Source organism: Microbulbifer maximicatervae (SeqCode) (assembly GCF_052468155.1).
The window spans coordinates 2313489-2326799 of record NZ_CP174335.1 but is presented as its reverse complement, the minus strand read 5'-3'; the positions used below and the strand labels follow the sequence as shown (position 1 = coordinate 2326799).

Genomic DNA, 13311 nt, shown 5'->3' with positions numbered 1-13311 from the left:
TCCCACATCACGTACCGTACAGGTCCGCAATGGGCGGTTACTTATCCGTAATTAATCTCTACCCAACGATACTGTCGAGCAGCTCTTCACTTGAGCTGAGTGTCATGACAGTGCACTACCACAACTTTATACGACTGGTATCATATCCGTAGGCTAGCCCTGTCTTTTAACTCATAGAGTTTGGATTCAGGCCTTCACCGTACCCTAGGTATTAATATTGGCATTGGGTTACTATGCCGTCGGCTGAGTTCTGCTTAATCACCTTGATCATTACTGACCGAAACGCTGCTGTGTTCAACCACTTGTTTTTCTATCCCCGCGATAGCGGCAGCGGGTTGGGTCTACTTATGAGTCAGCGGCCACACTGACAGCTTCACAGCAGCAAGCTAAACAGATCTCCCCAGATAAGAACGTGAACTTTCACTACACAACTGCATCATTGACTTTACTCTTTAGGCCACCCGGTTTCGATGCCCTTGGCCACCTCACCTCCAGGCTGAGCCTTATAGGATGCTCTGTTCGTCAGCTCGTAGTTTTATTAGCGACCTCCTCCCCACAAGACATCACGGTATTGCAGTTGCCATTCGCTAGTAGTTAGCATTTAATGGAACCCATTAAATGGTGATCTTTCTACAAAGGACTTTCACCCCATTAGCCCACGCCCATGCTGGACGTACCAAGGCGAAGCACGATAGCTAGCAAAGCTGGCTGGACCTACATTCCATAGCTTCGCTGCTTCATTTCGGTCCATGCTGGCAGCGTTATAACTCATGAGGGCTCTGTGACCTACATAAAGTACTTATTTGTAATCTTGTTTCCTTGGTTAGCTTTTTTCGTAGGAGACATGATTTATGGTTCTTCGCACGTGATGTTTCATCATCCCTGCGAACAATCAGAATATGGATGTTGGCCTATGGATTCTACAAGTTTTGCTATAAAAGGGGCGTTGTTTGGTATCTTTATAGGCTTGGCAGATTTGTCGTCCTCTCAGCTTAAAATATCATTGGTGTCGGCATTAGTGTTGTTGGCTTTGATTACCGTCAGGCTGGGTGCTGTTCAAATGGAGGGTATTCTATCTGTAGTGTTGGGCGGGTATTATTGGTTAAGTTTATTTGTCCCATTATTATTTAGTGCAGTGTTTTTTTACCTAGGTTCAAAGTATGTGTCAGGTAAGTTATAACCATACCAAGTACGATCGCCGGGAAAGCTCGCTGGACCTACATTCCGCAGCTTCGCTGCTCCATTTCGGCTCGTGTTGGCGACGTTAGTACTATAGAGATATGAGCAATGGGAAGACCTTGGAGTAAACTGCAAAAGGAATTTTATTTGCTGCGAGCAGATGGACTTGATCTGCAATTGCATTGCCGAGCCTATAGAATGGATTCGCAAATGGGATCTACCGATATTCCTAGATATTGGATTACATTAGGCAAGGAGATTATCTGGGACTACCCAAGAGATTTTATTGGTAAGAATCATCCTAAACGAGTAGATACTAAATGGTATCCTTATGGCAATGATGTTCCAGATATTTCCAATCTGATACGAGAGTATATTGACACTCCAAAAGATGAGCTGATATCAAAGAATTTTCAAAATGACCATTGGGGGTTGATTAACATATTTCGAGCTTCAGATAAGCGTATAGGTTTAAGACGCCTACCCGAGCTAAAGAGGAAAACAAAAAATAGGGCCGCATTGAAAGTAATTGAGGTGCGGCTAGAAAGCACTAAATCGGGTAGCCGGTAGCTTCTAACTACCGGACCCCAAACCACCCATCATGCGGGTCCTCAATAAGCAGCTCCCTATCCGTAATGAATCTCTACCCAACGATAGTGTCGAAAAGCTCTTCATTTGAGTAGAGTGTCATGGCAGTGCACTACCTCAAATTTAACCGACTGGAAACATATCGGTAGGCTAACCCTGCCTTCTAACTCGTGAAATTTGGGTTCAGACCTTCACCGTACCCAAGGTATTAATCTTGACATTAGGCTACTATATCGTCGGCTGACTTCTGTTGAATCATCCTGATCATTAATGACCTAGGCACTGCTATGTCCCACCACTTTTGTCTATCCCCGCGATGGTCGCCAGCGGCTGGGCCTTATGGGTCATCGGCCACGCTGACAGCTTCACAGCAGCAAGCTAAACAGATCTCCCCAGATAAGAGCGTGAACTTTCACTATACAACTGCATCATTGACTCTACCCATTAGAGCACCCGGCTTCGGTGCCCCTGGCCACCTCACCTCCAGGCTAAGCCTTATAAGGAGTTTCTGTTCGTCAGCTCGTAGATTTGATAACGGCTTCCTCCCCACAAGACCTCACGGTATTGCAGTTGCCATTCGCTAGTAGTTAGCATTTAATGGAACCCATTAAACGGTGATCCTTCCACAGTGGACTTTCACCTCATGAGTCCGCGTCCATGCTGGGCGTACCAAGCACATGTTGTCGGACTGGTTATCCGTTGCGTTCCAAACCAGCCGCAACTGCGAGCGTTAGGCATCTATATAGAGTATGCAAATAAAACTTAATGATTCAGAGGAAATCCAAATTCAACTGCTCAGTAGGGGAGCTTCAAATTACATTTATGACTGTAATTTGTTAGTTTCATTTAGAACTGGCGAAAAGACATATTCACAGGAAGTTTGGGTGGATGGTACTGAATTTAAGTGTTTTTTAAATGAGCTTGAAGTACTCAACCATAAGTTAAGTGGAAAGGCCGAATTAGCTTCAGAAACGCCAGGAGAATTACTAATAAAATTTACACCTGTCGACTCCCTGGGTCATATGGCTCTCCACTTTGAGTTAGGTAAGCAAATTTGGATTGGTCCTGAGGTTTTTTGGTCCAAAATTATTCAAGCCTTTCCTATAGACGCCGAGAGCTTGGGACGTATTTGTAAAGAAATATTTAAAAGTTTTTCAGAAGTTAAAAATGCCTAACGAGCACCTACAGTTGACCCTAGATGCTCTGCGCCTTTTGGGCTTACTGCGTAAACTAACCCAAATTCGCTCCGTACCAAGGCCAACTGATGTGGGCGTTAGTACTTTAAAAGCAGTCTCGATATAACAAAAGTAAGAAACAAGCTCACAACAGTACAGAAGAGAGAAGGGGACTTTCACCCCATTAGTCCACGCCCATGCTGGGCGTACCAAATCAAAGGCGTTACAAGGCAACCAAGATTTAGCTATGGGATTAATAGAAGCAATACTTTTAGGTATCCAGTTTAAGAGACCACAAAACCTTTGGTGTTCTTTTCTATGCTAATTGATCTCATTGCATTCAGTATTTTCGGTGCGCTAGTTACTGAACTTGTATCTACGGATAAAGAGTTTACCTTTGAGCTAGTCGGTGCCAGTTTTGGCCTACTTGCCATAATAGGTATCTTTATTGGTTTGACCTGGGTATGTGGTTATTCATTAAAGAGGTGCTTCGAGTAATGCCGTATAACAAGTTGCACAAGTACACTCTGGCCGCAAAAAGCGTAGCCTCCGCGGGACAGCCTACACTATGTTTCGGCTGCCCTTTAGCAAACCTTATGAGTACTGAGATTTAAAGCATGGAAACTGTTACTTGCTATAGGCCCACCGGCGAAAAAGAGTTAGAACTGGTTAAGGAATCGGGCTATAAAAAATGGCCCCCTCGTTTGCCAGAACAACCAATTTTTTATCCGGTTACAAACGAAGAGTATGCCATTGCCTTAACACAGTGGAACATCACCGATTTCGGTGCAGGCTACGTAACCAAATTTGAAGTGGTTAAGTCTTTCATGGAAAAATACCCCATAAAATGCGTTGGTGCTAAGTCACATACTGAATGGTGGGTGCCCGCTGAAGATCTGGAAGATCTTAATAAAAATATTGTTGGGAAAATCGAGGTAATAGGTGAGTACCGAAACTCATAAATCTGGTAGCCGGTAGTTTCTAGCTACCGGCACCCACACTACCCATCGTGCGAGTCCACAATGGGCGGTTCCCGATCCGCAATGAATTTTTATCCAGCGATAGTGTCGAATAGCTCTTCATTTGAGTTGAGTATCACTGCGGTGCGCTACTTCCGAGTCAGCGGCCACGCCGACAACTTCACAGAAACAAGCTAAACTGATCTCCGCAGATAAGAGCGTGAACTTTCACTACACAACTACATCATTGACTCTGCCCGTTAGATCATCTGGTTTCGGTAATCTTCCCCACCTCACCTACGAGCTCAGCCTTATAAGGTGTTTCTGTTTAAGTTCGTGGTCTTACAAGCGGTTTCCTCTCCACAAAACCTCACAACATTACAGTTGCCATTCGCTGGTAGTTAGCATTAAATGGTGATCCTCCTACAAGGGACTTTCATTCCATTAGTTCACGCCGATGCTAGGAATACCAAGTTTAGGCAGCATCGCCCCTTTGGGGCTGGACAATCACGCTACGCTCCAGCAACCACTGATAAAATCGTTATGTGGAAGTATATATGTTGAAGAAATTATCGGTACTATTGAGTTCTATTCTTTATATATCTTGTACGAATAACATCCCATATACCCCGATCGCGAAGGATAACTACGGGGATGATACTCCGGGCTACAAAGAGGTAAACTTAGGGAGTGGTCGCTACGATATTGAAGTATGGGGATACGAAAATACTAAAGAAGAATTGTATGTATATTATCTGCATAGGCGATCCCAAGAGCTCTGTAAATCTGGATATACATATATACCTAATGAAGTTGTAGAGATGGTTATGGTTTCTAGTGGCAGGCAACCCAAAGTGAATTCAGGTAGATTGTGGAGTATACAGTGTGTAAATCCATAGCTGCCACATGAACCGGGTAGCCGGTAGTTTCTAACTACTGGCTACCCACACCACCCATCATGCAAGTCTACAATGGGCAGCTCCCAATCCGTAATGAATATCTACCCAGCGATCACAGAACGATATCAACTAAGTACACTGATGGTTAACTACAGTAGGTTAAACAGATTTCCCCAGATAGGAGCGTGAACTTTCTTTACACAACTGCATCATTGACTCTACCCGTTAAATCACCCGACGTCGGCGCCTTTGGCCACCTCGCCTCCAGGCTAAGCCTTATAAGATGTTTCAGTTCTTCAGCTCGTAGTTTTGCCAGCGGCTTCCTCCCCACAAGACATCCCTGTGTTGCAGTTGCCATTCGATAGCAGTTAGCATTTAATAGAACCCATTAAATGGTGATCTTCCTACAGGGGGCTTTCACCCCATTAGGCCACGCCAATGCTGGGCGTACAACGTAGCAGCAATACGTAGCCTTTAGCTGCTGGGCTCAGCACTATGAGCTTCACCGTTGACCCAGACACAATAACTCGGTAAGGAGGACAAAATGAAAAAAGTGATTGGACTCGCCTTTGCTTTAATGTCTGTAAATACTTATTCTTCATGTGCAGGCGATGAGTATTCTAAATACCTAAAAGCTCAAAATAAGGCTTTCATGTACGCAGCATCAGAGATGTCCAAGGTAGATTCAGAAAACTACAATAAAGTAAAGGAATTCGTGTCACTGCACATTAAAAGTAATAACTTACAAGTTTACATAGCAAAGAAATTTGAACAAATAGCGCCTGATCAGTTGAATACAGACAGTATTATCGGGAAGTACGTAATAAACAACAGTATAGTTCTTGCCGATGGCACCACAGCACCAGCTTGGGATGAAATTCTTAAGGACGACTATCACTACACCAGTGAAAGAAAAGCGCTTGAACATTTTAATGATTTTTATATGATGGGCGGCTTTTCCTCTGACGTTGAGGAAAAGGCAAAGTTTGAAACCTTTTATAAGGCTAGAAATATATTTAACAATTACTTAATGCAGGCGCCAACAATGAAGATTGTAACCGCTGCTTTTAGCACAAAAATAAAAGATGTCTGCTCATTATAAATAGGGTAGCCGGTAGTTTCTAGCTACCGGCCCACCCATCATGTGGGTCCACAATGGGCGGTTCCCTATCCGTAACGAATCCCTACCCAACGATAGTGCTGAGCAGATCTTCATTTGAGTTGAGTGTCATGGCAGTGCGCACCTCAACCTTATCTCCAACTGGAAATATATCGATAGGCTAACCCTGTCTTTTAACTTATGGATTTAGGTTGACGCTTTCACCCTACACAAGGTATTAATCTTGGCATTAGGCTACTATGCCGTCGACTAACTTCTGTTTAATCGCCTTGAACATTACTGACCGAAGCGCTGCTGTGTTTCACCACTTTCTCCCACCCCCGCAATGGTGGCTAGCGGATTGAGCCTACTAATGAGTCTGCAGTCACGCTGACAGCTTCACAGCAGCAAGCTAAACAGATCTCCCCAGATAAGAACGTGAACCTTCACTACATAACTGCATCGTTGACTCTACCCGATAGATCACCCGGCTTCAGTGTCCTTGGCCAACTCGCCTCCAAGCTAAGCTTTCTAGGATATTTCGGTCCGTCAGCTCGTAGTCTTACCAGCGGTTTCCTTCCCACAATACCTTACGACGTTGCAGTTGCCATTCGCTAGTAGTTAGCATTTAATGGCGCCCATTAAACTGTGATCTTCCTGCACGGGACTTTCACCCCATTAGTCCACGCCCACGCTGGGCGTGCCTAATTTAGGCAAGCGGACAAATTACTACGCCTTCGACTCCGTAATTTGCCGTTGCTAAAGGCGTTATGTGAGGCTAAGTCCAGGCCTTATTGAGAAATGTGGCGTATTTGACATTAGCTTAAAGGATCATCCTGACACTCACTGTAGTGCCACGACAAATTTACCAGACACAATAGGTTGTTTTTATGAAGCCTTTTAGTACTCAATTTACCTTATCCAGAGATTACCTTGCCGAATGCTATGATCAATCTCTACCCTATGGAAAAAATGTCAAGCCCAATTATCTTCTTCCTACATTATTATTATCTTCTGGTGCGGGATTACTGTTATTTACTGAGCAGTCTAAGATTGCAAGTTGCACGTTAATTGCATTAGGTGTGCTGGAACTGATTCACATTCGATATCGACGAGCTTGGTGGTTAGCACGGCAGATGCTTGGGAAAAGTGCCGGTAGTGAAGTGAAATTAACCATAGATAATGACGGAATCCAGACACAGAATCCTTATACGATAACAGTTCTGTTGTGGGCAGATATCGAGCGTATTATTGAAACCGATTTAGGTCTTATTTTGGTGGCTAAATCTGGGGGGCAGCAGTACTTGTCTAAATCGTTATTACCAGCTGAGTTAATTAATGAGATAGTTACCAAGATTAAGGGTAAACATTGATTTCAATAAAAATTGAAGTCGCCTCTACAATACTGCTAATACAATACATAAATCCGGTAGCTGGTAGTTTCTAACTACCGGCCCCCACTCCACCTATCGTGCGGGTCCACAATGGGTGGTTCCGTATCCATAGTGAATACCTATCCAGCGATCACGTAACGATATCAACCAAGCACACTGAGGGTTAACTACAGTAGGTTAAACAGATCTCCCCTGATAGGAGCGTGAACTTTCACTACACAACTACATCATTGACTCTATCAATAGATCACTCGGCTAGGTGTCCTTGGCCACCTCAATCCCAAGCTGAGCCTAATAGGATGTTTCTATTCGTCTGGTCGATGTTTTGCTATCGGCCTCCTCCCCACAAAACCTTGTAGTGTTACAGTTGCCAATTCCTAGTAGTTAGCATTTAATGGAACCCACTAAATGGTGATCTTCCTACAAGGGACTTTCACCCCACTAATCCACACCCATGCTGGGCATGGCTAAGAAAAGGCAGAACGCTAAAGAGCCTGTGCGTCTGCTTTGGGCGTTAAGCACAAGACTTACCCACGTTTAGTAGACACCCTGTATAGTTAGGTTTAGGCCTAACACGGAGGTGTATCATGGGTAAGAAAAGAACTCAGGCGTATACGGAGGAGTTCCGCAGAGAAGCAGTTAAGAGAGCGGAAAAGCCTGGAGCAACAACGGCTTCTGTGGCGCGAGAGCTAGGCGTCAGCGCACAGCAGATCTACAACTGGCGTCGTCAATTTAATCGACTGTCTGATAAGCAGTTCAATAGTTTAGACGGTGTCGACTATTCCAAACAGGAAAGCGCTGAAGTTCGCAAACTCAAGAAGGAGCTGCATGAAGCTCGTCAGGAGGTTGAGTTTCTAAAAAAGGCAGCTGCGTACTTTGCGAACCACCAAGAGTAAAGTACGCATTGATACAAGAGCATGTAGGGTCATTCCCGGTTAGCTTGATGTGTCGGTGTTTAGAAGTCTCAAGATCGGGTTATTATCGATGGCGGGGGCGATTGCCATCTGCTCGCACGATTAGAGAGATACGAACAATCGAGAAAATCCGAGAGACGTTTGCTGAGTTTAAAGGTCGTTATGGCGCGCCTAGAATTGCTTGCGAGCTTCAAGAGTTAGGTGAGCCATGCTCGCGGAACTACGTCGCTAAGCTTATGCAACAGGAACATATTAAAGCGAGAAACGGCAAAGGCTTTCGATATAGTCAGCCCGTGGAGGGGAGCATTAACGTCTCCGCCAACTTACTTAAGCGTTGCTTTGATGTGGATCGACCAAATTGCCGCTGGACCAGTGACATTACGTATATCTGGGTTCTGGATAGGTGGCTATACCTCGCGGTAGTTATGGATCTGTACTCTCGACGTATTGTAGGTTGGGCATTCGACTCGCAGATGACCGATGAATTGACACGTCGAGCATTGAAAATGGCCCTAGAGCGACGACCAATAAAGCCTGGACTGCTAGTTCACTCTGACAGGGGTGTGCAATATCGATCGCAGAAATACCAGGATCTCTTGTCCGAAAGCAAGTGCAAGCCGAGCATGAGTCGCCAGGCTAACTGTTGGGATAATGCGGCAATGGAATCATTCTTTAGCAGGCTAAAAGTCGAGCTGGTCTATGCCAGAACATTCGAAAGCGAAGAGCAAGCAAAATCTGAGGTGTTTGAATACATTGAGATTTTCTACAATAGGGTTCGTAGGCACTCTGCATTGGGCTATGTAAGTCCAGCAGAGTATGAGCGAAAATACGTATAGTTAGAGTGTCTACTTTTTGTGGGCAAGACCAGCACCAGATCAAGTTATGAGTATCGAAAAGGAAGCTAAAGATTTCAAAGTAAAAACAGGGATAGAACTCCCTGTATCTTTAATTGAACTCTACAAAAAAAGGGAATGGAGGTTTTGGCCCAGAATATGGCATGCTCGGAATTATTACTGGCCACAAAAACGACTTAGATGATTCGATTTTGAGCTTATATCAGAGTTTTTGTTCTGGAGACCCTGATCACCCCAACTGGATTTGGCCAACAGAACTAGTTCCATTTGTTCATGTCGGGTGTGCAATCCACTACTGTATGGATTCTACTTGCCAAAATAATAAAGTCATTGAATTCGATCCGACAGGCTATGATCCAGAGGTGGGCCCTAAAGGCCATTTCAAAGAGATTTGTCCGTCTTTTAAGGAATGGATAGCAAGCAATGTGTAAATACTTAACAAACCGATCAACTTCGCGCCTACGTGGCCAGACAGCTAAAAACGTGGCTTCGCCACATTGCTACCGCTATTGAGGCGTTAAGCGAAAAAGATATGAGTACAAAAGAGGCAATGGAAAGGCTAGGGTATACGCAGGAATGGATCGATAGAGGTGTCATCTCTGAGGAATTTCTAGCCTTGCAGTACCACGAGATAAATAATAGTGAGGACCAAAATGCAGAGCATTATAGGTGGGGTGGATTTCTCAACTATATTCGTGGAAAAAGCACACTATCAGATAATGAGGTAGAAAATATATTTGCTCTTGAAGATCGTGGTCCTGACGATATCGATCTACATATTAATAGAGTAATTGAACTGATTCAATCAGGCCTGCTAACCGATGAACAGTTTGTAAACATTGCGAACCATAATGAGATTTTAGAAAAACCGATACAGAAGATATATCAAAGGTTTACATTGCGTCGAAAAATTCGTTCAATTGGTATTGAGCTAGCGTTTGATGAAGTAAAATCGTCAACAGATACTGCAGTGCATGAGTATGTACTGGATCTTCCTGATATTAAATTAGAGCATGTCAGGTGGTTGGCGGAAAATGGCGCCAATAAGCGAGTACGTAATATTGCAGGCCAAATGGCCAATAGTCGGAGATTCAGGGGTGACGTTTAAATCGGGTAACCGGTAGTTTCTAGCTACCGGCCCCCACACCACCCATCGTGCGAGCCCACAATGGGCGGTTCCCGATCCACAATGAATCTCTACCCAGTGATAGTGTCGAGCAGCTCTTTATTTGAGTAGAGTATCACTGCGGTGCGCTACTTCCGAGTCAGCGGCCACGCTGACAACTTCACAGAAGCGAACTAATCTGATCTCGCAGATAAGAGCGTGAACTTGCACTACACAACTGCATCATTAACCCTACCCGCTTGATCACCCGACTTCGGTGTTCTTGGCCACCTCGCCTCCAGGCCATTTCATAGGAAGTCTCTGTTCGTCAGCTCGTAGCTTTACTAGTCGCTTCCTCTCCACAAGATCTCCCTGTGTTCCAGTTGCCATTCGCTAGTAGTTAGCATTTAATGGAACCCATTAAACCGTAATCCATCTACAGGGAACTTTCACATCATTAGTCCATGCCCATGTTGGGCGTACCAAGTTTAGGTACGGGGCACAGCTGAAGCTACATACTAAAAGTTCTAGGGCACTTCAAAGAAATCTAAATATGTTCAAGAATATAGACGTTATACCTCAATTTCCTTCGTTAACTCCAGATGATATTTTGGACATTAGTAATCGCCTTAAAGATAGACTTGGATACAAAAAATTTCCAAGTGAATATGGCGATTTTCTACAAGAAACAAACGGCTGTTTATTTTCGTCTAATGATGAAGACTTGGAAATTGGAATCCAGCTTAAAACTGATTTGCCATTCATACAAAAGGCAAATGTGGCGGGTATTTTTGGCGTTTGGTATGACCGCTTTGATGGTAATAAACCTTCAAATTTATACTGGCCAGAACTGTTTGCCTCTAATGAAAACTCTAAAGAAAATTTTGATGTTCTTCCTGACAATATGATGTCTTTTGCATACGAGGACGAATCATGCGGTAGTCTCTTTGCAATATCCACTGACCAAAGAGATTTTGGTCAGGTCTATTACTATTATGACAATTACATGTATTCGATAGTTGGACGTAAATTTATGCTAGAGAAGTTTGGCTACTGCTACTACGACCAGAAACTATTAAATACTTTAGAAAGATATGGCTTTGATCGAGCCCAAGTAAAGAAAACAAATGAATTGGCTCAATTTGAACCATTTCAAATCATAAATAATTTAGGGAACCTCTGAATAATTCCAAGCCAATATTGGTAATATTCACCTACCCATCAAGACTACGATGAATTATGCACCAAGTCACCTTTGCCGAAGCAGAATATAAGCTAAAGCGCCGTATAACTCGCCGAGAGAAGTTTCTTTCTCAAATGGAAGCCCTCATCCCATGGCAGCGACTAGAAGCTCAGATCACTCCTTGCTATCCACAAGGCAAACGTGGCCGACAGCCATATCCATTGAGTGTCATGCTCCGTATTCATTGCATGCAGCTATTTTATAATCTCAGTGATCCCGCTATGGAGGATGCACTGTATGAAATTGAATCCATGCGTAGTTTTGCTGGATTGACTTTGAGCGGCCCAATTCCCGATGAAACAACGATTCTTAACTTTCGCCACTTACTGGAGCTCAATCAGCTAGGTGCAGCTCTTTTTGATGAAATCAACAAGCATCTTGCTGAGAATGGCATGGTACTGCGTGAAGGTACGATTGTAGATGCCACTATTATCTCTGCGCCAACTTCAACCAAGAATAAAAAGAAAAAACGTGATCCAGAAATGCATCAAACAAAGAAAGGCAATCAGTGGCATTTTGGAATGAAAATGCATATCGGGGTTGATGATGTGCTCGGAGTAATACATAGCATAGATACAACAGCAGCGAATTCGCATGATGTCACAACTACAGAGCGAGTTCTCCACGGGGAGGAGAAAAGAATCTGGGGAGACTCTGGGTACATTGGTGCGGAGAAACGTGAAGAGTTGAAAGAGCGGGAGGCGGATTGGTATATAGCAATGAAGCCGAGCAAGCTAAAAACTCTTCCAGGGCGTGATGCACTTCGTAAAGCGGAAAAGATCAAGGCGCAGATAAGAGCGAAGGTCGAGCACCCCTTCCGCTACATCAAACGGGTATTTGGTTATGACAAGGTCCGCTATCGGGGACTGGTAAAAAATACTGAGAGGCTGTGCTTACTGGCAGGCTTTACCAACTTAATAATAGGGAGAAAATACTTGGCTGCCTAGGGGTGGTTCGCCTGAAATCCACCTATTGAGGGTTTCAGATGAAAAATTAGTGGACTATTACGCGCAAATTACGCGTTTGTGCGTAATAAAGTGAATTTTTCAAGCAGCTCAGCTTAATTCTGGAAAAATGCTTCGTTGATCAGAGGGTCCTTAGAAGGTTTGCCTAAAGATTGCGAGTTCGAACTGTCGAGAAATGAATTTATTCCAGTGGCAAGTTCCTTTAATGACTTTATAGCCAAACTAACAGAGGTTGAGTTGTGAAAGCCCTAAATCGGGTAGCCGGTATTTTCTAGCTACCGTTCCTCACACCACCCATCTTGCTGGTCCGCAATGGGTAGCTCCCTATCCGTAGTGAAGCTCTACCCTACGATAGTGTCATGGCAGCGGACTATAGTTATCTGTCTATCCATGTGCGGAACTTTTTTTATAGGAACTTGAATTAATGATTGCTGAACTTAGATTGAGTGTTCTACTTCGAGGAGAAAAATTTTCTCCAAAAGAGGCAGAGAATGTCACAGGACTTAGACTTCAAGATAAATTAGAGCTTGGAGAGATTTCCCCAAGGGGTCCCTATCGAGGTAAGCCTGTTCCCTATGGTACTGCTCAGCTCGAAGTTCCCGCTGAAATACCATATGACAACAGGTTAATGTGGATAATTCGGACCCTCGAAGTAAACCTTAAAAAGCTATATGGATGTGGTGCTGAAGAGACAAGAATTTATGCAGGTTACTTCTATAAAGATCAATGCAACTTTTGTTTTAACAGGGAAGAGTTGTCCGCAATAGCGAAACTTGATATAGATTTTGCTATATCGTGTTACGACATTTCAGATGAAGAATAAATATACCAAACCAGATAGCCAGTAGTTTCTAGCTACCGGCCCCCACACCACCGATCAGCTGTATTAGTTCAGACCAAATCTGACACATCCTCTTGAAAAAGAGGGGTTTACCGG

14 protein-coding genes are annotated in these 13311 nt (G+C 43.9%); all 14 read left to right on the top strand.

Features of this window, described 5'->3' with window-relative positions; genetic code table 11:
- Window positions 1-913 precede the first annotated feature (913 nt).
- Window positions 914-1180, top strand: a complete 267-nt coding sequence (locus ACJJIY_RS09965; protein WP_445359520.1) for a hypothetical protein — start codon at window positions 914-916, stop codon at window positions 1178-1180.
- A gap of 107 nt (window positions 1181-1287) precedes the next feature.
- Window positions 1288-1749, top strand: coding sequence for an SF0329 family protein (locus ACJJIY_RS09960; protein ID WP_445359519.1), 462 nt, complete (start codon window positions 1288-1290; stop codon window positions 1747-1749).
- A gap of 767 nt (window positions 1750-2516) precedes the next feature.
- Window positions 2517-2942: a WapI family immunity protein gene (locus tag ACJJIY_RS09955; protein WP_445359518.1), complete on the top strand. Its 426-nt coding sequence runs from the start codon at window positions 2517-2519 to the stop codon at window positions 2940-2942.
- 318 nt (window positions 2943-3260) lie between these two features.
- Window positions 3261-3440, top strand: coding sequence for a hypothetical protein (locus tag ACJJIY_RS09950; protein ID WP_445359517.1), 180 nt, complete (start codon window positions 3261-3263; stop codon window positions 3438-3440).
- A 119-nt stretch (window positions 3441-3559) separates the two neighbouring features.
- A complete protein-coding gene (locus ACJJIY_RS09945; RefSeq protein ID WP_445359516.1) occupies window positions 3560-3904 on the top strand; it encodes a hypothetical protein in 345 nt (114 codons plus the stop codon).
- A gap of 1440 nt (window positions 3905-5344) precedes the next feature.
- Window positions 5345-5902, top strand: coding sequence for a hypothetical protein (locus tag ACJJIY_RS09940; protein ID WP_444895000.1), 558 nt, complete (start codon window positions 5345-5347; stop codon window positions 5900-5902).
- 887 nt (window positions 5903-6789) lie between these two features.
- The gene (locus ACJJIY_RS09935; RefSeq protein ID WP_445359515.1) at window positions 6790-7272 is read left to right on the top strand and encodes a YcxB family protein; all 483 of its coding nucleotides are present in this window, start codon (window positions 6790-6792) and stop codon (window positions 7270-7272) included.
- Between the two features lie 608 nt (window positions 7273-7880).
- Window positions 7881-8189 (top strand): transposase, encoded by a 309-nt coding sequence (locus ACJJIY_RS09930; RefSeq protein ID WP_444895975.1) that lies wholly within the window; start codon window positions 7881-7883, stop codon window positions 8187-8189.
- An 8-nt stretch (window positions 8190-8197) separates the two neighbouring features.
- On the top strand, window positions 8198-9043 hold the full coding sequence (locus tag ACJJIY_RS09925; RefSeq protein WP_444895974.1) for an IS3 family transposase: 846 nt from the start codon (window positions 8198-8200) through the stop codon (window positions 9041-9043).
- 113 nt (window positions 9044-9156) lie between these two features.
- Window positions 9157-9492, top strand: a complete 336-nt coding sequence (locus ACJJIY_RS09920) for an SMI1/KNR4 family protein (RefSeq protein ID WP_445359514.1) — start codon at window positions 9157-9159, stop codon at window positions 9490-9492.
- A 101-nt stretch (window positions 9493-9593) separates the two neighbouring features.
- Entirely contained in the window at window positions 9594-10169 is a 576-nt protein-coding gene (locus tag ACJJIY_RS09915) for a hypothetical protein (protein ID WP_445359513.1), read from the top strand.
- Between the two features lie 550 nt (window positions 10170-10719).
- Window positions 10720-11349: an SMI1/KNR4 family protein gene (locus tag ACJJIY_RS09910; protein ID WP_445359512.1), complete on the top strand. Its 630-nt coding sequence runs from the start codon at window positions 10720-10722 to the stop codon at window positions 11347-11349.
- 56 nt (window positions 11350-11405) lie between these two features.
- The gene (locus ACJJIY_RS09905) at window positions 11406-12356 is read left to right on the top strand and encodes an IS5 family transposase (RefSeq protein WP_444895065.1); all 951 of its coding nucleotides are present in this window, start codon (window positions 11406-11408) and stop codon (window positions 12354-12356) included.
- A gap of 442 nt (window positions 12357-12798) precedes the next feature.
- On the top strand, window positions 12799-13197 hold the full coding sequence (locus ACJJIY_RS09900) for a hypothetical protein (RefSeq protein WP_444895005.1): 399 nt from the start codon (window positions 12799-12801) through the stop codon (window positions 13195-13197).
- Window positions 13198-13311: the final 114 nt, after the last annotated feature.

Bases quoted from the DNA above. Each gene is read 5' to 3' on its own strand.
- ACJJIY_RS09965 (WP_445359520.1), top strand. From the start codon at position 914: ATGGATTCTACAAGTTTTGCTATAAAAGGGGCGTTGTTTGGTATCTTT.
- ACJJIY_RS09960 (WP_445359519.1), top strand. From the start codon at position 1,288: ATGGGAAGACCTTGGAGTAAACTGCAAAAGGAATTTTATTTGCTGCGA.
- ACJJIY_RS09955 (WP_445359518.1), top strand. From the start codon at position 2,517: ATGCAAATAAAACTTAATGATTCAGAGGAAATCCAAATTCAACTGCTC.
- ACJJIY_RS09950 (WP_445359517.1), top strand. From the start codon at position 3,261: ATGCTAATTGATCTCATTGCATTCAGTATTTTCGGTGCGCTAGTTACT.
- ACJJIY_RS09945 (WP_445359516.1), top strand. From the start codon at position 3,560: ATGGAAACTGTTACTTGCTATAGGCCCACCGGCGAAAAAGAGTTAGAA.
- ACJJIY_RS09940 (WP_444895000.1), top strand. From the start codon at position 5,345: ATGAAAAAAGTGATTGGACTCGCCTTTGCTTTAATGTCTGTAAATACT.
- ACJJIY_RS09935 (WP_445359515.1), top strand. From the start codon at position 6,790: ATGAAGCCTTTTAGTACTCAATTTACCTTATCCAGAGATTACCTTGCC.
- ACJJIY_RS09930 (WP_444895975.1), top strand. From the start codon at position 7,881: ATGGGTAAGAAAAGAACTCAGGCGTATACGGAGGAGTTCCGCAGAGAA.
- ACJJIY_RS09915 (WP_445359513.1), top strand. From the start codon at position 9,594: ATGAGTACAAAAGAGGCAATGGAAAGGCTAGGGTATACGCAGGAATGG.
- ACJJIY_RS09910 (WP_445359512.1), top strand. From the start codon at position 10,720: ATGTTCAAGAATATAGACGTTATACCTCAATTTCCTTCGTTAACTCCA.
- ACJJIY_RS09905 (WP_444895065.1), top strand. From the start codon at position 11,406: ATGCACCAAGTCACCTTTGCCGAAGCAGAATATAAGCTAAAGCGCCGT.
- ACJJIY_RS09900 (WP_444895005.1), top strand. From the start codon at position 12,799: ATGATTGCTGAACTTAGATTGAGTGTTCTACTTCGAGGAGAAAAATTT.